19 protein-coding genes are annotated in these 18,878 nt (G+C 72.3%); 11 read left to right on the top strand and 8 right to left on the bottom strand.

Annotation, left to right across the window (positions count from 1 at the left end; translation table 11 throughout):
- Nucleotides 1–4 precede the first annotated feature (4 nt).
- On the bottom strand, nt 5–733 hold the full coding sequence (locus ACWDGI_RS26695; RefSeq protein ID WP_450763051.1) for a ZIP family metal transporter: 729 nt from the start codon (nt 731–733) through the stop codon (nt 5–7).
- An 84-nt stretch (nt 734–817) separates the two neighbouring features.
- On the opposite strand from ACWDGI_RS26695, the gene cobM reads away from it, so the two are divergent.
- The 6 genes from cobM to cobC are packed head-to-tail and all read left to right on the top strand — an operon-like array spanning nt 818 to nt 7,210.
- Entirely contained in the window at nt 818–1,678 is an 861-nt protein-coding gene (gene cobM / locus ACWDGI_RS26690; protein WP_450763049.1) for a precorrin-4 C(11)-methyltransferase, read from the top strand.
- Entirely contained in the window at nt 1,675–2,931 is a 1,257-nt protein-coding gene (cbiE, locus tag ACWDGI_RS26685) for a precorrin-6y C5,15-methyltransferase (decarboxylating) subunit CbiE (protein ID WP_450763047.1), read from the top strand. Before cobM ends, cbiE begins: the two co-directional genes overlap by 4 nt.
- Nucleotides 2,928–4,631, top strand: coding sequence for a precorrin-3B C(17)-methyltransferase (cobJ, locus tag ACWDGI_RS26680; protein WP_450763045.1), 1,704 nt, complete (start codon nt 2,928–2,930; stop codon nt 4,629–4,631). The genes cbiE and cobJ overlap by 4 nt, the downstream gene beginning before the upstream one ends.
- Nucleotides 4,628–5,212 carry a precorrin-8X methylmutase gene (locus ACWDGI_RS26675; protein ID WP_351733119.1) on the top strand — a complete coding sequence of 195 codons (585 nt, stop codon included), beginning with the start codon at nt 4,628–4,630 and terminating at the stop codon, nt 5,210–5,212. Before cobJ ends, ACWDGI_RS26675 begins: the two co-directional genes overlap by 4 nt.
- Entirely contained in the window at nt 5,209–6,135 is a 927-nt protein-coding gene (locus tag ACWDGI_RS26670) for a sirohydrochlorin chelatase (protein WP_450763043.1), read from the top strand. The genes ACWDGI_RS26675 and ACWDGI_RS26670 overlap by 4 nt, the downstream gene beginning before the upstream one ends.
- On the top strand, nt 6,125–7,210 hold the full coding sequence (cobC, locus tag ACWDGI_RS26665) for an Rv2231c family pyridoxal phosphate-dependent protein CobC (protein WP_450763041.1): 1,086 nt from the start codon (nt 6,125–6,127) through the stop codon (nt 7,208–7,210). The genes ACWDGI_RS26670 and cobC overlap by 11 nt, the downstream gene beginning before the upstream one ends.
- Nucleotides 7,211–7,334: 124 nt before the next feature.
- Here the strand turns inward: cobC and ACWDGI_RS26660 are convergent, their stop codons facing one another.
- The 5 genes from ACWDGI_RS26660 to ACWDGI_RS26640 all read right to left on the bottom strand — a co-directional run bounded on the left by ACWDGI_RS26660 (nt 7,335) and on the right by ACWDGI_RS26640 (nt 12,029).
- Nucleotides 7,335–8,243, bottom strand: coding sequence for an SCO1860 family LAETG-anchored protein (locus tag ACWDGI_RS26660; RefSeq protein WP_450763039.1), 909 nt, complete (start codon nt 8,241–8,243; stop codon nt 7,335–7,337).
- Nucleotides 8,244–8,385: 142 nt separating this feature from the next.
- Nucleotides 8,386–9,477 (bottom strand): amidohydrolase family protein, encoded by a 1,092-nt coding sequence (locus ACWDGI_RS26655; RefSeq protein ID WP_450763037.1) that lies wholly within the window; start codon nt 9,475–9,477, stop codon nt 8,386–8,388.
- Nucleotides 9,478–9,568: 91 nt separating this feature from the next.
- Nucleotides 9,569–10,348: an amino acid ABC transporter ATP-binding protein gene (locus tag ACWDGI_RS26650; protein WP_450763035.1), complete on the bottom strand. Its 780-nt coding sequence runs from the start codon at nt 10,346–10,348 to the stop codon at nt 9,569–9,571.
- On the bottom strand, nt 10,345–11,178 hold the full coding sequence (locus ACWDGI_RS26645) for an amino acid ABC transporter permease (protein WP_450763033.1): 834 nt from the start codon (nt 11,176–11,178) through the stop codon (nt 10,345–10,347). Before ACWDGI_RS26645 ends, ACWDGI_RS26650 begins: the two co-directional genes overlap by 4 nt.
- Nucleotides 11,175–12,029, bottom strand: coding sequence for a transporter substrate-binding domain-containing protein (locus ACWDGI_RS26640; RefSeq protein WP_450763031.1), 855 nt, complete (start codon nt 12,027–12,029; stop codon nt 11,175–11,177). Before ACWDGI_RS26640 ends, ACWDGI_RS26645 begins: the two co-directional genes overlap by 4 nt.
- A gap of 216 nt (nt 12,030–12,245) precedes the next feature.
- Here ACWDGI_RS26640 and ACWDGI_RS26635 point away from each other — a divergent pair, with 216 nt between their 5' ends.
- From ACWDGI_RS26635 to thpD, 5 genes are all read left to right on the top strand, one after another.
- Entirely contained in the window at nt 12,246–13,346 is a 1,101-nt protein-coding gene (locus tag ACWDGI_RS26635) for a pyridoxal-phosphate-dependent aminotransferase family protein (protein ID WP_450763214.1), read from the top strand.
- A gap of 356 nt (nt 13,347–13,702) precedes the next feature.
- Nucleotides 13,703–14,218 (top strand): diaminobutyrate acetyltransferase, encoded by a 516-nt coding sequence (gene ectA, locus ACWDGI_RS26630; RefSeq protein ID WP_450763029.1) that lies wholly within the window; start codon nt 13,703–13,705, stop codon nt 14,216–14,218.
- Between the two features lie 11 nt (nt 14,219–14,229).
- On the top strand, nt 14,230–15,501 hold the full coding sequence (ectB, locus tag ACWDGI_RS26625; RefSeq protein ID WP_450763027.1) for a diaminobutyrate--2-oxoglutarate transaminase: 1,272 nt from the start codon (nt 14,230–14,232) through the stop codon (nt 15,499–15,501).
- A 31-nt stretch (nt 15,502–15,532) separates the two neighbouring features.
- A complete protein-coding gene (locus ACWDGI_RS26620) occupies nt 15,533–15,931 on the top strand; it encodes an ectoine synthase (protein ID WP_362720622.1) in 399 nt (132 codons plus the stop codon).
- A gap of 3 nt (nt 15,932–15,934) precedes the next feature.
- The gene (gene thpD, locus ACWDGI_RS26615) at nt 15,935–16,822 is read left to right on the top strand and encodes an ectoine hydroxylase (protein WP_450763025.1); all 888 of its coding nucleotides are present in this window, start codon (nt 15,935–15,937) and stop codon (nt 16,820–16,822) included.
- A gap of 154 nt (nt 16,823–16,976) precedes the next feature.
- Here thpD and ACWDGI_RS26610 read toward each other — a convergent pair whose 3' ends face one another.
- Both ACWDGI_RS26610 and ACWDGI_RS26605 read right to left on the bottom strand, forming a co-directional pair.
- A complete protein-coding gene (locus ACWDGI_RS26610) occupies nt 16,977–18,038 on the bottom strand; it encodes an aminotransferase class V-fold PLP-dependent enzyme (RefSeq protein WP_450763023.1) in 1,062 nt (353 codons plus the stop codon).
- 97 nt (nt 18,039–18,135) lie between these two features.
- Nucleotides 18,136–18,852 (bottom strand): DsbA family oxidoreductase, encoded by a 717-nt coding sequence (locus ACWDGI_RS26605; RefSeq protein ID WP_450763021.1) that lies wholly within the window; start codon nt 18,850–18,852, stop codon nt 18,136–18,138.
- Between the last annotated feature and the right edge of the window lie 26 nt (nt 18,853–18,878).

The following is an 18,878-nucleotide window of genomic DNA, read 5'->3' as shown; positions in this document are numbered from 1 at the left end:
CGCCTCAGCCCGAGATGCCCACCACCAGCCAGATGAAGGCGGCCCCGGCCACCGTGCACAGCAAGGTGGAGCGGGCCGGGTGTTCGTGGTGGGCCTCGGGGAGGATCTCGGCGGCGGCCAGATACAGCAGGACGCCGCCGAAGAGGCCGAGATAGCCGCCGAGCACGGTCTCGGGGATGGTGAAGAAGACGGTCGACAGGGCGCCCAGGACGGGTGCGCAGGCGTCGGCGATCAGCATGCCTATCGCCCGGCGGCGCGCGTTGCCGTAGAGGCTCGTGATGGTGAACGTGTTGAAGCCGTCCGCGAAGTCGTGCGCGATCACGGCCAGCGCGACCGCCGTGCCCATGCCGCCGCCCACCTGGAAGGCCGCGCCGATCGCCACGCCGTCCATCGCGCTGTGCCCGACCATCGCGCCGGCCGCCGTCAGGCCCACCTCGGGCGCCCGGTGACCGTGTTCGTCACCGCCGTGCGCGGCCTGGCGGAGGGCCAGCGTGCGTTCCACCAGATGGGCCACCAGGAAGCCGGCCACGAAGAGCAGCAGGGCGGCCGGTACGCCGAAGATCTCCCGGCCGGCCGCGTGCAGCGCCTCCGGCAGCAGGTCGAGGCCGACCACCCCGAGCATCAGTCCGCCGGCCAGGCCCAGGACCAGGTGGCGACGGTCGGTCACGCGCTGTGCCGTCCAGCCGCCGGCCAGCGTCATCAGGAACGCGCCGAGCGCGACGAAGACCGCCATGTGCCCTTGCTATCCGATCGACCCGCCCCAGCGCACATCCAGCAGCACCCGTAACACCGTTTGTCCAGAGAGGACCGATTTTCCATGGCCGATGCCGCTGCCTCTGCCGCTGTCGCAGCCACTGCCTGCGGCGCCGCCCCCACCGGCAGGGTGACCTTCGTCGGTGCCGGTCCCGGCGCCGCCGATCTGCTGACGTTCCGGGCCGCGCGTGCGATCGCCGAGGCCGACGTGGTGATCTGGGCCGCGAGCCTGGTCCAGGCGGAGGTCCTCCGGCACGCGCGCGAGGACGCCGAGATCCTCGACTCGGCCACGATGTCGTTGGAGGACGTCGTCGCCGTCTACGAGCGGGCCGGGGCGGAGGGGCTGCGGGTCGCCCGGATCCACTCCGGCGATCCGGCCCTGTGGGGCGGTACCCAGGAGCAGGTCGACCGGTGTGCCGGGATCGGCGTCGAGGTCGAGATCGTGCCGGGGGTGTCCTCGTTCTCGGCCGTCGCCGCGCTCGCCCAGCGCGAGCTGACCATTCCCGAGGTCGCCCAGTCCGTCGTCCTGACCCGGCTCGGCGGCGGCAAGACGCCGATGCCGCCGGGCGAGGAGGTACGGGAGTTCGCCCGGCACGGCACCACCATGGCGATCTTCCTCTCCGCCGCGCGCAGCGGGCAGCTGGTGCGGGAGCTGCTGGAGGGCGGCTATCCGACGTCGACGCCGGTGGTCGTCGCCTACCAGGCGACGTGGCCGGAGGAGCTGGTCGTGAAGTGCACGATCGAGACGCTGGAGGAGACCGTCAAGGAGCACAAGCTCTGGAAGCACACCCTGTTCCTGGTCGGCCCCGCCCTGGACGCCCACGGCACCCGCTCGCACCTCTACCACCCCGGCCACTTCCACGGCTTCCGCAAGGCCGACCCTCAGGCGCGGAAGGCGCTGCGTGAGCGGGGGGCGAGTACGTGATCACGGTCATCGGTACGGGGACGGGGGCGCCCCTGGCCCCGGAGGCGCTGGCCGGGGCCACGCTGGTGGTCGGGGGGCGACGGCACCTGGACGCCGTGCGGCTGCCGGAGGGGGCCGAGCGGATCGTCCTCGGGCCGCTGGCACCCGCGCTCGACGCCGTCGAGGAGTACGTCGAAAAGGACCGCCCGGTGGCCGTGCTGGCCTCGGGCGATCCCGGGTTCTTCGGGATCGTGCGGGCGCTGGCCGAGCGGTTCGGGCCGGAGCGGCTGGAGGTGCGGGCCGGGGTGTCGTCCGTCGCCGCCGCGTTCGCACGGGTCGGGCTGCCCTGGGACGACGCGGTGGTGGTGAGCGCGCACGGGCGGGAGCCGCGTACGGCGGTGCACGTCTGCCGGGCGCATCCGAAGGTGGCGGTGCTGACCGGGCCGGGGGCCGGCCCGGCGGAGCTGGGGGCCGCGGTGCCGGCGGACCGGCTGCTGGTCGTGGCGAGCGCGCTCGGTGACCCCGGGCGGGAGCGGGTGGAGCGGGTCACGCCCGCCGAGGCCGCCGGCCGGGACTGGGGAGCGGACGTCAACGTGGTGCTGTGCCTGGACCCGGCGCGGGTGCTCGGGGCGGCGCGTACCGTCGCCGGGGTGGCCGCCGGGCCCGCCCGATGGGCCCTGGACGAGCGGGAGTTCGCGCACCGGGATTCGATGATCACCAAGTTCGAGGTACGGGCGCTGGCGCTGGCCCGGCTCGGGCCGCGGATCGGCGACCTGGTCTGGGACGTCGGCGCGGGTTCCGGGTCGGTGGCGGTGGAGTGCGCCCGGCTCGGGGCGGCCGCCGTCGCCGTGGAGAGGGCCGCGGACGGGGTCGAGCGGATCGCCGCCAACGCGCGGGCGCACGGCGTGTACGTGGACGTGGTGCACGGTACGGCGCCCGAGGCCCTGGCCGGACTCCCGGATCCCGACGCCGTGTTCGTCGGCGGCGGGGGTCGTGAGCTGCCCGCCGTGGTGGGTGCCTGCGCGCTGCGGGCCCGGCGGTCGGTGGTGGTCGCGCTGGCCGCCCTCGACCGGGTACCGGCGGCGCGCGAGGCGCTGACCGGTGCCGGGTTCTCCTGCGACGGGGTGCTGCTGCAGTCCTCGCGTCTCGCGCCGCTGCCCGGGGATGTCACCCGGCTGGCGGCGGCCAATCCCGTGTTCCTGCTGTGGGGGGATCGAATCCCCCTTTCCGAAGAACCCTCCGAAGAACCCTCCGAAGAAGGAGTTGCTCAGTGATCGGCCTCATTTCCGCCACCGCGGCGGGGGCGGCGGCACGCGACCGGCTGGCCGCGGCGTGGCCGGACCGCACGCGGGTGTACGACGGTCCGGTCGGGGACGCCGTGCGGTCCGCGTTCGCGGAGTGCGGGCAACTGGTGTGTTTCCTGGCCACGGGTGCGGTGGTCCGGCTGATCGCCCCGCTGCTGGGCGAGAAGACGGCCGACCCGGGTGTGGTCTGCGTCGACGAGGGCGGGCGGTTCGCCGTGTCCCTGGTCGGCGGGCACGCGGGCGGCGCGAACGAACTCGCCCGGGAGGTGGCCGAGGTCCTGGCCGCGCAGCCGGTGGTGACCACCGCGACGGACTCCGTCGGACTGCCCGGCCTCGACACCCTGGGCTTCCCCGTCGAGGGCTCGGTGGCGACCGTGTCACGGGCCCTGCTGGACGGTGAACCGGTCGCCCTGCGCACCGAGCTGACGTGGCCGCTGCCGCCGCTGCCGCTGGCCGGGGAGGGCGCGTACACGGTCCGGCTGACCGACCGCGCGGTCGAACCCGCCGAGCGCGAGGTGCTGTTGCGCCCGCCGTCCCTCGTGGTGGGCGTCGGCGCCTCCAAGGGCGCTCCGGTCGACGAGGTGCTCAGCCTGGTCGAGGGGGCCCTGCGGGACGCGGGACTCTCCCCTCGTAGCGTCGCCGGACTCGCCACCGTCGACGCCAAGGCCGGGGAGCCCGGCATCGTCGAGGCGGCCGCACGGCTCGGGGTCCCCCTGGTGACGTACACCGCCGAGGAGCTGGCCGCGGTGGCGGTGCCCAACCCCTCCGACGCGCCGCTGGCCGCCGTCGGCACCCCGTCCGTCGCGGAGGCCGCGGCCCTGGTGCGTGGCGGGGAACTCCTCGTCCCCAAGCGGAAGTCGGCCCCTGCGGACGGCCGGCCCGCCATGGCGACCTGCGCCGTCGTACGACGACCCGCGCGTGGCCGGCTCGCGGTCGTCGGGCTCGGACCCGGCGCCCGCGACCTGCTCACCCCGCGCGCCAAGGCCGAACTCCGGCGCGCCTCCGTGCTCGTCGGGCTCGACCAGTACGTGGACCAGATCCGCGACCTGCTGCGGCCCGGTACCCGCGTCCTGGAGTCGGGGCTCGGCGCCGAGGAGGAGCGGGCGCGGACCGCGGTCGCCGAGGCGCGTGCCGGGCATGCCGTCGCGCTGATCGGCAGCGGCGACGCCGGCGTGTACGCGATGGCCTCGCCCGCGCTCGCCGAGGCCTCCGACGACATCGACGTGATCGGCGTCCCGGGCGTCACCGCGGCGCTCGCCGCCGGGGCGATCCTGGGCGCGCCGCTGGGCCACGACCACGTCTCCATCAGCCTGTCCGACCTGCACACGCCGTGGGAGGTCATCGAGCGCCGGGTGCGGGCCGCCGCCGCGGCGGACATCGTGGTGACCTTCTACAACCCGCGCTCCCGGGGCCGTGACTGGCAGCTGCCGAAGGCGCTCACGCTCCTCGCCGAGCACCGCGAGCCGGCGACGCCGGTCGGTGTCGTACGCAACGCCTCGCGCCCCGACGAGTCGAGCCGGGTGACCACCCTGGGCGCACTCGACCCGGCGTGGGTCGACATGATGACCGTCGTGACCGTGGGCAACACGGCGACCAGGAACATCGCCGGGCGCATGGTCACCCCGCGTGGTTACCGCTGGCAGGAGAGCGCTCCGGAGGGGGCCGAGTGAACCGGGTCGTCCATCCCATCGAGGAGGAGTCCTTCCGGCGGCTGCGGGCCCGCCTGGACACCTCGCACTTCCCGCCGCTGACCCGCGCCGTGGTGGAGCGGGTCGTCCACTCCGCCGCCGACCTGGAGTACGCGAGCGACCTCGTGACCGACGAGGACGACCTGGTGAAGGCGCATGCCGCGCTGCACGCCGGGGCGCCGGTCGTGGTGGACGTGGAGATGGTCGCCGCCGGGATCACCCGCCGGGAGACGGTGTGCCGGCTGCGTGACGCCAAGTCCGTTGCCGGGCTCACCCGTTCGGCGCACGCGATCCGCCTCGCGTACGAGCAGGTGGGCCCCGGCGCACTCTGGGTGATCGGCAACGCGCCGACCGCTCTGGAGGAGCTGCTGACGCTGGACGCCTCCCCCGCGCTCGTCATCGGTCTGCCCGTCGGCTTCGTCGGCGCCGTCGAATCCAAGGCCGCGTTGCGGGAGAGCGGGCTGCCCGCCGTCAGCAACGTGTCCGAGAAGGGCGGCTCGGCGGTCGCCGCCGCCGCGCTCAACGCCCTGCTGTACCACCCCACTTCCGAGGAGACGCTGTGACCACCCCGCCCGCCCTGCTCATCGCCGGCCATGGCACCCGGGACGAAGCCGGGGCCGAGGCGTTCCGTGACTTCGTACGGGAGCTGGGCCGCCGCCACCCCGAACTGCCCGTCGCCGGCGGCTTCATCGAGCTGTCCCCGCCCCCGCTGGGCGAGGCGGTGGCCGAGCTGGTCGAGCGCGGGGTACGACGGTTCGCCGCCGTACCGCTGATGCTGGTCTCCGCCGGGCACGCCAAGGGCGACATCCCGGCCGCGCTGGCCCGGGAGAAGGAACGGCACCCGGGGATCTCCTACACGTACGGGCGTCCGCTGGGCCCGCATCCCGCGCTGCTGACCGTGCTCGAGCGGCGCCTGGACGAGGCTCTGGGCGCCGACGGGGGGCGCGCCCCGCTGGACCGGGCGGACGTCACCGTGCTGCTGGTGGGCCGGGGGTCCACGGACCCGGACGCCAACGCCGAGGTGCACAGGGCGGCACGGCTGCTGTGGGAGGGGCGCGGCTACGCCGGTGTGGAGACGGCGTTCGTGTCGCTGGCCGCGCCGGACGTGCCGAGCGGACTCGACCGGTGTCTGAAACTGGGGGCGCGCCGGATCGTCGTCCTCCCGTACTTCCTGTTCACCGGGATCCTGCCGGAGCGGGTGCGGCAGCAGACCGAGGGCTGGGCGGCCGCGCACCCCGAGGCCGAGGTGCGCTCGGCGGACGTCATCGGGCCCGAGCCGGAGCTGCTCGACCTGGTGATGGAGCGGTACCGGGAGGCGGCCGCCGGCGAGGTGCGGATGAACTGCGACTCGTGTGTGTACCGGATCGCGATGCCCGGTTTCGAGGACAAGGTGGGGCTGCCGCAGCAGCCGCACTTCCATCCCGACGACGACGGCCACGACCACGGGCACCACCATCACCACGGCGGCCACGCGCATGCGCACTGACGACGGTTCCGGCGGTTCGGGAGGCCCGCACGATCTGCGGCACCACGGTGACGCCGAGGTCCGTGACGACGGTTCCGCGCTGATCGACCTCGCGGTCAACGTACGGGCCGACACTCCCCCGGCCTGGCTGCGGGAGCGGATCGCCGGATCGCTGGCCGGTCTCGCGGCCTATCCCGACGGGCGGGCGGCACGGGCGGCGGTCGCCGCGCGGCACGGGCTGCCGGTGGAGCGGGTGCTGCTGACGGCGGGCGCGGCGGAGGCGTTCGTGCTGCTGGCGCGTGCGCTGAAGGTGCGCCGGCCGGTGGTGGTGCATCCGCAGTTCACCGAGCCGGAGGCGGCGCTGCGGGACGCGGGACACACCGTGGACCGGGTGCTGCTGCGGGAGGCGGACGGGTTCCGGCTCGACCCCGCGGCCGTGCCGGAGGACGCCGACCTGGTGCTGATCGGCAATCCGACCAACCCCACGTCGGTGCTGCATCCCGCCGAGGCGATCGCCCGGCTCGCCCGGCCCGGGCGGACGCTGGTGGTCGACGAGGCGTTCATGGACGCGGTGCCGGGCGAGCGGGAGGCGCTGGCCGGGCGGACCGACGTGCCGGGGCTGGTGGTGCTGCGGAGCCTGACGAAGACGTGGGGGCTGGCGGGGCTGCGGGTCGGCTATGTGCTGGCCGCGCCGGAGATCATCGCGGAGCTGGCACGGGCGCAGCCCTTGTGGCCGGTGTCGGCGCCGGCGTTGGTGGCGGCCGAGGCGTGTGTGGCGCCGCGGGCGCTGGCGGAGGCGGCGCACGCGGCGCACCGGGGGGCGGCCGACCGGGCCCATCTGGTGGCGGGACTCGAGGAGTTCGCGCCGGAGGGGGTCCGGGTGGCGGGACCTGCGGAGGGGCCGTTCGTGCTCGTCCGGATGGCCGGGGCGGCCGCGGTGCGGCGGCAGTTGCGGGTGTTGGGGTACGCGGTGCGGCGGGGGGACACGTTTCCCGGGCTGGACGAGGAGTGGGTGCGGGTCGCGGTGCGGGACCGGGGGACGGTGAACGGCTTCTTGCAGGCGCTGGATCAGGCGTTGATGTTGATACGGGGGTGAGGGGGGCCGGGGAACCGCGGGCCGTGGGTGAGTGCGGGTGCGTTGTGGCTGGTCGCGCCCGCGCGGCGGTAGCCGCACATCGACTACCGCCCCGCACCCCTCCGGGGCGCGTCAGCGGACGCCTCTAGGAACGCCTGCGGCGCGCCAGGAGAAGCGTTCCCCCGCCCGACACCACGAGCGCGAGCGCTCCTCCCACCGCATACGGCGTCATCGAACTCCCGCCCGTCTCCGCCAGCTTGGTCTCCTTCGCCGGGGCGCCCTGGGGCTTGACGTCGGTCACCGGGTCGGCCGGGTCCGACGGGGCGGCCGGGTCCGGCGGTGTCTCGCAGGTCGCCTTCGCGAGGGTCAACGTTCCTTCCACGTCGGCCACGTTCAGCTTCAGCGGGTTCACGGAGACCTTGAGTTCCAGGGCGCTGGCCGCCGCCGTCGTCGAAGTCGTCTCGCGCTTGGAGAGGTCGAGGCGGACCTCGCCGACGCCGGGGACCTTGACGTCGGTGGGGCCGCCCGCGCTCAGCGTCACGCGCTTGCCGAGGACCGTGACGGCGCCGAGCACGTTCGCCGAGGCCACCGGCTGCTTGCCGGTCTCGCAGGTGGCCCGGGAGGTGACCGTGTCGAGTTCGACGAGGGACAGCAGGGGCAGGCCGGGCAGGTGCAGCCGGGCGTGGACGAGGTGGACCGAGCCCTCGGCCAGGCTGTCGGAGACCGTCGCCCTGGCCGAGGCGGCTTCGGCGCCCAGGACGCTGAACGGCTTGCCGCCGTCCACCCCGTCGAGCGTGGCGGTCAGCGCGGTGCGGTCGGCGCTCTGCGGTGCCTGGACCTGGTTCAGGGAGACCGCGAGCGGGACGTTCACGGTCTTGTCGAGGAGCGAGACGTCCAGGCCGGTGCGGAGGACGACCGCGCCGGCGCGGCCCTGGTCGGTGGTCGCGTGTGCGGCGCCCGCGCCCGCCAGGGCCGCGGGACCGGCGACCAGGGCGGTGGCCGTCGCGATGGTCGCGAGACGGCGTGCGGGCATACGGAAGGTGTCGCTGTTCAAGGTGGTGGGACCCCCAGAGGAAACTTGCTCGGGACCCGCCAAGAATTACGCACCAGGGGTGAACGGGCGGCAATCCAGCGTGACTTCACTCATTAGTGGACTTTCCGTGCACGCATTCGAACCGCCGGGCACAGGCGTTCCTTTACTCGACGACCTGCCCGTTCAGCACCACCCGGCGGGGGGACGCGAGGACGCGTACGTCCGCGCGCGGGTCGCTCTCGTACACCACCAGGTCCGCCGGTGCGCCCTCCTCCAGGCCGGGCCTGCCGAGCCAGGCGCGGGCCGCCCAGCTGGTCGCCGCGAGCGCGTCGAGGGGCGGGATCCCGGCGGTGACCAGTTCGGCGACCTCGCCCGCGACCAGGCCGTGGGCGAGGGAGCCGCCGGCGTCGGTGCCGACGTAGACCGGGATGCCGGCGTCGTAGGCGGCCCGGACGGTGTCGTAGCGGCGCTCGTGGAGCCGGCGCATATGGGCCGACCAGCGCGGGAACCTGGCCTCGCCGCCCGCCGCGAGGTCGGGGAAGGTGGCGATGTTGACGAGGGTCGGGACGATGGCGACTCCGCGTGCGGCGAAGAGGGGGATCAGCTCCTCCGTCAGGCCGGTCGCGTGCTCGACGCAGTCGATGCCGGCCTCGACCAGGTCCTGGAGCGAGTTCTCGGCGAAGCAGTGGGCGGTGACCCGGGCGCCGAGCCGGTGCGCCTGGGCGATCGCCGCCTCCACCGCGTCCCGTGGCCAGCTGGGGGCCAGGTCGCCGAGGTCGCGGTCGATCCAGTCGCCGACCAGCTTGACCCAGCCGTCACCGCGCCGGGCCTCCTGGGCGACGTAGGCGACCAGGTCGTCCGGCTCGATCTCGTGGGCGAAGTTCCTGATGTAGCGGCGGGTGCGGGCGATGTGCCGGCCGGCCCGGATGATCTTCGGGAGGTCCTCGCGGTCGTCGACCCAGCGGGTGTCGGAGGGCGACCCGGCGTCCCGGATCAGCAGCGTGCCGGCCTCGCGGTCGGTGAGGGCCTGTTTCTCGGCGGTGGCCGCGTCGACCGGCCCGTCCGGGCCGAGCCCGACATGGCAGTGGGCGTCGACGAGACCGGGGAGGGCCCAGCCGTCCACTGTCGTGATGTCATGGGCGCCGGTGGGGCGGTCGTAGGAGATCCGGCCGCCGACCACCCACAGCTCGTCGCGGATGTCCTCGGGTCCCACCAGGACCCGGCCCTTCACGTGCAGCGCCGCTTGATCGCTCATGCTACGCACGATAGTTCGTCGGGTGCGGGTGCGTCGTGGCTGGTCGCGCCCACGCGGCGGTAGCCGCATATCGAATACAGCCCCGCGCCCCCTACGGGGCGCTGTCCTGGCCCTCCTCCACGTCCGCCATCGCCGGATCCAGCAGGCGCGAGAGGAAATGGCGAGTGCGCTCGTGCCGCGGGTTGCCGATGACCCGGTCGGGGGCGCCGTCCTCCACGATCACCCCGCCGTCCATGAAGACGACCCGGTCGGCGACCTCGCGGGCGAAGGTCATCTCGTGGGTGACGACCATCATGGTCATGCCCTCCCGGGCCAGCATCCGCATCACCGCCAGCACGTCCCCGACCAGCTCCGGGTCGAGGGCCGAGGTCGGCTCGTCGAAGAGCATCACCTCGGGGCCCATGGACAGCGAGCGGGCGATCGCCACGCGCTGCTGCTGGCCGCCGGAGAGGGAGGCCGGGTAGGCGTCCGCCTTCTCCGAGAGGCCCACCCGCTGCAGGTTCTCGGCGGCCACCCGTGCCGCCGTCGCCTTGTCCCGCCTCAGGACCCGGCGCTGCGGCAGCGTGAGGTTGTCGGTCACCGTGAGGTGCGGGAAGAGGTTGAACTGCTGGAAGACCATGCCGATACGGCGGCGTACGGCGTCGATGTCGACATCGGGGTCCGTCAGCTCCGTGCCGCCGACGAACACCTGGCCCTTGGTGGGCTCTTCCAGGAGGTTGACGCATCGGAGCAACGTGGACTTGCCGGAGCCCGACGGGCCGATGACGCACACGACCTCGCCCTGGCCGATCTCCAGGTCGATGCCGCGCAGCACCTCGTTGTCGCCGAAGGACTTGTGCAGGCCCTTCAGCTCGATCTCGGGTCGGCTCATTTGACGGCCTCCTGGGCCTTCGCCTCCATGCGGCGCACCACGAAACCGAGCGGGATCGTGACCAGCAGGTAGCACAGGCCGGCGACGAGGATCGGTGTGGAGTTGGCGGTCGTACTGGCCAGGTCGCGGCCGTACTTGGACAGTTCGCGCTCCTCCAGGGTGACGCCGAGGAACAGGACCAGGGAGGAGTCCTTGAAGAGGAGCACCAACTCGTTGGTCAGGGGCGGGAGGATGATGCGGAACGCCTGCGGGATGACGATCGAGACCATCGCGCGGGCCGGCGAGAAGCCCAGTGAACGGGCCGCCTCCAGCTGGCCCTTGGGGACCGCCTGGATGCCCGCGCGGATCGTCTCGGCCATGTAGGCGGCGGCGACCAGGCCGAGGGCCAGCGCCACCTTTCCGTAGGTGCCGCCGACGATCTCCGTGCCGGGGAAGGCCAGCGGGACCGCGACCCCGATGAAGATGAAGATCAGCAGGGCGGGCAGGCCGCGGAAGATCTCGATGTAGATGCCGGCCAGCCAGCGGTAGGGGCCGACGGAGGAGAGCCGCATCAGCGCGATCAGCATGCCGAGCGCCAGGCCGACGACGAACCCGGACACCGTGTAGAGCACGGTGTTCTTCAGCGCCAGCGTGATGACGTCCGGGAACATCTGCTTGGCGATGCTCCACTGCGCGAACTGGTTCTTCAGCCGTCCCCAGTCGGCGCCGACCGCGAAGGCGATCACGGCAGCCACGAAGACGACGTACTGCGCACCGCGGGAGAGCCGGCGCTTCTGCCGCCGGCTCAGGCCTTTCCTGCGGGGCTGGAATTCGGTGTCCGCGGCGGTCATGAGGCGGCCGGAGAGGCCGCGGACGCGTCGTACGGGCCGATCCACTTCTCGTACAGCTTCTTGTACGTGCCGTCGGCCTTGGCGTCCGCGATCGCCTTGTTGACGGCGGCGAGGAGCTTGGTGTTGCCCTTCTTGACCGTGAAGCCGTACTGCTCACCGGTGTTGATCTGCCCGGCGATCTGGAAGGCGGCGGCGTTGGCCTTGTCCTTCAGCCAGCCCTGGACCACCGGGTAGTCGATGACGACGGCCTTGACCTGGCCGGTGCGCAGGCCGTTGAGGACGGCGTCGGAGGACTCGAAGGAGACCGGGTCGAAGCCCTGCGCCTTCGTGTAGTCCTCGCCGGTGGTCTGCGCCTGGGTGCCCAGCTGGACCTTCTTCGCCTTGGCGTCGGCGAGCGAGGTGATACCGCTGTCCTTGGCGACCAGGAGGGCCTGGGTGGCGTCGAAGTAGGGGTCGGAGAAGTCGACGTTCTTCTTGCGCTCGGCGGTGATGGTCATGCCGGCCGCGGCCAGGTCGCACTCGCCGGAGTTGAGGAAGGCGCCGGTCTTGAAGTTCTCGAACGGCGTGTCGAGGATCTGCTGCTTCACGCCGAGGTCCTTGGCGACCAGGTCGATCATCGACACGTCGAAGCCCTGCACCTTGCCGTCGATCTCCGACTGGAACGGCGGGTACGGCAGGTGGGTGCAGGTGGTGAGCTGCCCGGCCTTGACGAGTTCGACCCCGCCCGCGGCCGTTCTGGAGGCGCTGGAGCCGTTGCCGCTCGACGTGCAGCCGGCCACGAGGGCCAGCCCGGCCGCGGCGGTGACGGCGGCCAGGGCGCGAGCCCGGCGGTGCCCGAGGAGCGTGGTCACGAGACCTCCCGTGAGTCTGTGGTGGAGCTTTGCATTCCGTTTGCGGGTTCCGATTATAAGGAGATGTTTGGGTTTCTCAAACCAATCCGATGGCAATGAGGCCGTCCGGCCTAAGAAGTCGCCGGTCACCACCGCCCGCCGCCGGTCAAGGGGCTGCGATGGGCGCCGGTTACGCTCATGCTGGTCCACCCCTCCGTGAGCGAAGAGAGCACCGCCGTGACCCACCCCTTCCTCGACCTGCCCCCGCTGACCGCCGCGCACTTCGCCGCCATCGAGGACCGCGTGGCCAGGCTCCTCGACACCCGGCAGGACGTCCTGATCACCCAGGGCGAGGCGCTGCTGCCGCTGGAGGGCGCGATCAGGGCGGCCGCCGGGCCGGGGACGACCGCGCTGAACGTGATCACCGGCCCCTACGGGCAGACCTTCGGCGACTGGCTGCGGGACTGCGGCGCGACGGTGATCGACCTCGCGGTGCCGTTCCACACGGCGGTGACGGCCGCGCAGATCCGGGAGGCGTTCGCCGAGCACCCGGAGATCGACTTCGTCTCCCTGGTGCACGCGGAGGCGGCGACCGGCAACACCAACCCGGTCGCGGAGATCGGCGCGGTGGTACGGGAGCAGGGCGCCCTCTTCTATCTGGACGCGGTCGCCTCGGTCGGGGCCGAGCCGGTGCTGCCGGACGCCTGGGGCGTGGACCTGTGCGTGATCGGGGCGCAGAAGGCGATGGGCGGCCCGGCCGGCGTCTCGGCGGTGTCGGTGAGCGAGCGGGCATGGGCCCGGATGGCGGCGAACCCGCAGGCCCCGCGCCGCTCGTATCTGTCGCTGCTGGACTGGAAGGAGCGCTGGGTCGACGGCGGCCGCAAGGTGCTGCTGCACGCTCCGGCACAGCTGGAGATGCTCGCCCTGGAGGCGTGCCTGGAGCGGATCGAGGCGGACGGACCGGAGACGGTGATGCGCCGTCACCGTACGGCGGCACTGGCCACCCGGGCCGGGGCGGTGGCCCTGGGCGGCGGCCTGGAGCCGTACGTGTACGAGGAGTCGGACGCCGCGCCGGTCGCCACGACACTGCGGGTGCCGTCGGGGGTGGTGGCGTCGGAGCTGGTCGCCGAGGCACTGGCGGGTGACGGCACGCTGCCGCTGGCCGCGGGCGGGGGCGCGCTGGCCACCGAGATGATCCGGGTGAACCACTACGGAGTGGACGCGACCGTGGGCGCGGTCCACGCGAGCCTGGCGGCACTCGGCGCGGGGCTGGCGAAGCGGGGCCGGACGGTGGACCTGGAGGGGGCCCGGCGGGCGGTGGAGTCCGTCTGGCGGTAGCGGCCGGAAACGGGCGGGAGGCGGCACCGGCGATTCACCCCGCACCGGTGACGCCACCCGCGTCGGGCGGCTTGCCCGGGCCGCCGGCGGCATATCGAAAGTGTTAACGGCGCCAGAATTCAAGGCAATTCCGAATTCCCTTTTGTTGGATGGCTTACCCGAGTTCTTCTGCCCGCTTTTTGCGGAGCTAAACCGGGGTAATTTCATCCAGGTTTCAACCCTGTGACGCACTCCACATAACCGGGTCATTTGCCCGGTTTGTGGTGGGAAATATCGGCACATACGGGCACGGCGGATCGAGCTGGCAACAGCACCCGCCGTGCATTTTTGCATTTGCCTCGCTAAATTCAGTCCGCATGACCGCACCACAAGCAGACCTGATCGTCGAGCGCCCGATGGTGACCGACGGCGCCGCCCTGTGGCGTATCGCAAAGGATTCCGGAAGCCTCGATCTGAACTCCTCGTACAGCTATCTGCTGTGGTGCCGGGATTTCGCCGGCACGTCGGCGGTGGCGCGCGGCGCGGACGGCGAGCCGGTCGGATTCGTGACCGGGTACACCCGGCCGGACCGCCCGGACACGCTGCTCGTCTGGCAGGTGGCCGTGGACGCCGTCCAGCGCGGCCGCGGTGTCGCGGCGAAGCTGCTGGACGGGCTCACGGCGCGGGTGGCCGCCGAACAGCCGCTCACCGCCGTCGAGACCACCATCACGCCCGGGAACACCGCCTCCGAGCGGCTGTTCACCTCGTACGCCGCCCGGCACGGCGCCACCGTCGAGCGCACCGTGCTGTTCGAGGCCGGCGAGTTCCCGGACGGTCCGCACGACCCCGAAGTCCTGTACCGCATCGGCCCCTTGACCCCCACATCGCACTGAGGAGCCTCCCTGTGACCATCACCCAGCCCGACCTGAGTGTCTTCGAGACCCTGGAGTCCGAGGTCCGCAGCTACTGCCGCGCCTGGCCGACCGTGTTCGACCAGGCCCGGGGCAGCCGGATGTACGACGAGGACGGCCACGAGTACCTGGACTTCTTCGCCGGCGCCGGGTCACTCAACTACGGCCACAACAACCCGGTGCTGAAACGGGCGTTGCTCGACTATCTGGAACGTGACGGGGTCACCCACGGCCTCGACATGTCGACCACCGCCAAGCGGTCGTTCCTCCAGACCTTCCAGGACCTGGTGCTGCGGCCGCGCGACCTGCCGTACAAGGTCATGTTCCCCGGTCCCACCGGCACCAACGCCGTGGAGTCCGCGCTGAAGCTGGCGCGCAAGGTGAAGGGGCGCGAGGCGATCGTCTCGTTCACCAACGCCTTCCACGGGATGTCCCTCGGATCGCTCGCCGTCACCGGCAACGCCTTCAAGCGGGCCGGGGCCGGGATTCCGCTGGTGCACGGGACGCCGATGCCCTTCGACAACTACTTCGAGGGCAAGGTCCCGGACTTCCTATGGTTCGAGCGGCTCCTCGAGGACCAGGGGTCGGGGCTCAACAAGCCCGCCGCGGTGATCGTGGAGACCGTGCAGGGCGAGGGCGGCATCAACGTCGCACGGCCCGAGTGGCTGCGCGCTCTCAAGGAGCTGTGCGAGCGGCAGGACATGCTGCTGATCGTCGACGACATCCAGATGGGCTGCGGACGCACCGGCGCCTTCTTCTCCTTCGAGGAGGCCGGGATCGTCCCCGACATCGTCACGGTGTCGAAGTCCATCAGCGGCTACGGACTGCCCATGTCGCTGTGCCTGTTCCGGCCCGAGCTGGACGTGTGGGAGCCGGGCGAGCACAACGGGACCTTCCGCGGCAACAACCCCGCCTTCGTCACCGCGGCCGCCGCCCTGGAGAGCTACTGGACCGACGGCCCGGCGATGGAGAAGCAGACCCGGGCCAAGGGCGAGCAGGTCGAGCAGGGGCTCATCGCGATCGTCGAGGAGAACCTCGCCGACGTACGGGAGTACCGGGGCCGGGGTCTGGTGTGGGGCATGGAGTTCCACGAGAAGGCGCGGGCCGGGCGGATCGCCAAACGCGCCTTCGAACTGGGGCTGCTCATAGAGACGTCGGGGCCGGAGAGCGAGGTCGTCAAGCTGCTGCCCGCCCTGACCATCACCCCGGACGAGCTGGACGAGGGGCTGAGCATCCTCGCCCGTGCCGTCCGGGAGACCGTCTGACCAGGATCTAGCAAGGAGGCTGTACACCACCGTGATCGTCCGTTCGTTCAAGGAGATCGAAGGCACCGACCGGCACGTCAAGGCCGCGTCCGGGACCTGGGAGAGCAAACGCATCGTCCTCGCCAAGGAGCGGGTCGGCTTCTCGGTGCACGAGACGATCCTCTACGCGGGCACGGAGACGGAGATGTGGTACGCCAACCACATCGAGGCCGTGGTCTGCGTCGAGGGCGAGGCCGAGCTGACCGACCGCGAGACCGGGACGTCGTACACGATCACGCCCGGCACCATGTACCTCCTCGACGGGCACGAGCGGCACACGCTGCGCGTCAAGGAGGACTTCCGCTGCATCTGCGTGTTCAACCCGCCGGTCACCGGCCGGGAGGACCACGACGAGAACGGCGTCTATCCGCTGCTGACGGAGGAGGGCTGACCCATGACCACGATCACCGACCTGTACCCGAGCCGTGGCCCGGTCGAGGTCTCCGTACCCCGCAAGGACCCGGTCGTCTGGTCGGCGCCCGGTGCGGCCGGGCCGATCGCCACGGACCGGCTGGAGGCGTTCGAGCGGGACGGCTTCCTCGCCGACGAGCACCTCCTCGCGGACGACGAGGTCGCCGTGTACCGGCAGGAACTGGAGCGGCTGGTCGCCGACCCGGCGATCCGGGCCGACGAGCGCTCGATCGTCGAGCCGAAGTCGAAGGAGATCCGCTCGGTCTTCGAGGTGCACCGGATCAGCGAGGTGTTCGCGAACCTGGTGCGCGACCAGCGGGTGGTCGGGCGGGCCCGGCAGATCCTCGGCTCGGACGTCTACGTCCACCAGTCGCGGATCAACGTCAAGCCCGGGTTCGGGGCCAGTGGCTTCTACTGGCACTCGGACTTCGAGACCTGGCACGCCGAGGACGGACTGCCGAACATGCGGACCGTGTCGGTCTCGATCGCGCTGACCGAGAACCACGACACCAACGGCGGTCTCATGATCATGCCGGGCTCGCACCGGACGTTCCTGGGCTGCGCCGGTGCCACGCCCGAGGACAACTACAAGAAGTCGCTGCAGATGCAGGACGCGGGCACGCCCTCGGACGAGGCGCTGACCGCGATGGCCGGCGAGTACGGCATCAAGCTGTTCACGGGCCGGGCCGGTTCGGCGACCTGGTTCGACTGCAACTGCATGCACGGCTCCGGCGACAACATCACGCCGTTCCCGCGCAGCAACGTCTTCATCGTGTTCAACAGCGTGGAGAACGCGGCGGTGGAACCGTTCTCGGCCCCGGTACGACGGCCTGAGTTCATCGGGGCGCGGGACTTCACGCCGGTGCGGTGACGCGAGTGCACAGCCGACCGGGCCGCCGCGCAGCGGCCATCGGACACCGCATCGGGGCGCGGGACTTCACGCCCGTGCGGTGATCTCCCCCTGAGCCGGCCGGGCCGGGACCTCCCGTGGGACGGGGTCCCGGCCCGGTCGTGTCCGCGTCCCCTCAGCCGCCGAGCACGTCCAGGAGCCGGTCCACGTCCGCGGCGGTGTTGTACAGGTGGAACGCGGCCCGCAGGTTGCCCGCCCGGTTGGAGACCTCGATGCCGGCGCGGCTCAGGTCCGGCTGCCGGCCGCCGAGTCCGGGCACCGAGACGATCGCCGAGCCGGGTGCGGGCAGGGGCGCGTGCCCGAGGGCGGCGAGTCCGGCCCGGAACCGGTCGGCGAGGGCCACGTCGTGGGCGTGCACGGCGGCCACCCCGAGTTCCTCGATCAGGTCGAGGGAGCGGCGCAGGCCCGCGAGAGTGAACAGGGCGTGGGTGAGGTCGAACCGGCGGGCGGAGTGCGCGAGTTCGGTGACCGGGCCGTAGCAGCTGTCCCACGGCTCCTCGCCCGCGACCCAGCCGGCGAGCAGCGGGGTCAGCCCGCCGAAGTCCTCGGGGACCACGAGGAAGGCGGTGCCGTGCGGGCCGAGCAGCCACTTGAAGGAGACCGCGGCCGAGAAGTCGTGGTCGTCGGCGTTCATCGGGAGCCAGCCGGCGGACTGGGAGAAGTCGACGTAGGTAAGCGCCCCGTGCTCGCGGGCGGCCTCCCGCAGGGCCGGCAGGTCGGCGACGCGTCCGTCGGCGGACTGGGCGGCGCTGACCGCGACCAGAGCGGTGCCGGGGCGGACGGACTCGGCGATCCGCTCCAGCGGCACGGCGCGGACCTTGAGGTCGCCGCGGACGTGGAACGGGTTCAGCACGGAGGTGAAGTCGTCCTCGGCGGTGAGGACTTCGGCGCCGGCGGGCAGCGAGGCGGCGATCACACCGGAGTGCGCGGCGACCGACGCGCCCACCGCGACCCGGGTCGCGGGGACGCCGGCGAGCCGGGCGTACGCGGCCCGGGCGGCCTCCACGTCCTCGTACAGCGAGGTCAGCGGACGGCCCTCGGCCCGCAGCAGCGCCGCCTCGTGCAGGGCGGCGACGGTGCGGGCCGGCAGCAGGCCGTTGCTGGCGGTGTTCAGGTAGGTGCTCTTCGGGGTGAACTCGGCGCGGACGAGGCTCTCGAACGTCTCCGTGGTCTCCATGGCTCCACTCTGCGGCCCACCGAACCCCCCGTCCATTGCGGATTTTTACGCAGAACCGCTAAGCCCTGCTTATACGACCGCTCTGACCTGGGGTTTCTCAGTGCTGCGGGACCGCGCACCCGTCCGGCCCGCAGGCCTCGGCGTCACCCTCGTCGATGAGCTGCAGCGGGGAACGCGCACCCCAGGCCTGGCCGAGCGCCTGGGTGAACACCTCGGCGGGCTGGGCGCCGGAGACCCCGTACTTTCGGTCGAGGACGAAGAAGGGCACCCCGTTGGCGCCGAGCTCGGCGGCCTCGCGCTCGTCGGCGCGGACGTCGTCGGCGTAGCGGGCCGGGTCGGCGAGCACCCCGCGCACATCCTCCGCGTCCAGCCCGGCCGCCACGGCCAGTTCGACGAGCCGCTCGGCGCCCTCGGTGAACAGGGACCGCTCCTCGGCGAAGTTGGCCCGGTACAGGAGCTGGATCAGCTCGTCCTGGCGGCCCTGCTCCTTGGCGAAGTGCAGCAGCCGGTGCATGTCGAAGGTGTTGCCGTGGTCCCGGCCTCGCGTCTGGTAGTCGAGGCCCTCGGCGGCGGCCTGGGCACCCAGGTTGTCCTCGCCGGCCTGGGCCTGCGCCGCGCTCATGCCGTACTTCTTGGTGAGCATCGCCAGCACCGGCTGGACGTCGTCCTTGGCACGGCCGGGGTCCAGCTCGAAGGAGCGGTGCACGACCTCGACCTGCTCACGGTACGGGAAGGCGGCGAGCGCCTTCTCGAAGCGGGCCTTGCCCACGTAACACCACGGGCAGGCGATGTCGCTCCAGATCTCGACGCGCATGTCTTCGGCTCTCCAGGTAGTAAGAC

This window comes from Streptomyces sp. NPDC001220 (assembly GCF_053597895.1).
This window is presented reverse-complemented; position numbering and strand designations above follow the sequence as displayed.

Bases quoted from the DNA above. Each gene is read 5' to 3' on its own strand.
- ACWDGI_RS26695 (WP_450763051.1), bottom strand. From the start codon at position 733: ATGGCGGTCTTCGTCGCGCTCGGCGCGTTCCTGATGACGCTGGCCGGC.
- cobM (WP_450763049.1), top strand. From the start codon at position 818: ATGGCCGATGCCGCTGCCTCTGCCGCTGTCGCAGCCACTGCCTGCGGC.
- cobC (WP_450763041.1), top strand. From the start codon at position 6,125: ATGCGCACTGACGACGGTTCCGGCGGTTCGGGAGGCCCGCACGATCTG.
- ACWDGI_RS26655 (WP_450763037.1), bottom strand. From the start codon at position 9,477: ATGAGCGATCAAGCGGCGCTGCACGTGAAGGGCCGGGTCCTGGTGGGA.
- ACWDGI_RS26650 (WP_450763035.1), bottom strand. From the start codon at position 10,348: ATGAGCCGACCCGAGATCGAGCTGAAGGGCCTGCACAAGTCCTTCGGC.
- ACWDGI_RS26645 (WP_450763033.1), bottom strand. From the start codon at position 11,178: ATGACCGCCGCGGACACCGAATTCCAGCCCCGCAGGAAAGGCCTGAGC.
- ectA (WP_450763029.1), top strand. From the start codon at position 13,703: ATGACCGCACCACAAGCAGACCTGATCGTCGAGCGCCCGATGGTGACC.
- thpD (WP_450763025.1), top strand. From the start codon at position 15,935: ATGACCACGATCACCGACCTGTACCCGAGCCGTGGCCCGGTCGAGGTC.
- ACWDGI_RS26610 (WP_450763023.1), bottom strand. From the start codon at position 18,038: ATGGAGACCACGGAGACGTTCGAGAGCCTCGTCCGCGCCGAGTTCACC.
- ACWDGI_RS26605 (WP_450763021.1), bottom strand. From the start codon at position 18,852: ATGCGCGTCGAGATCTGGAGCGACATCGCCTGCCCGTGGTGTTACGTG.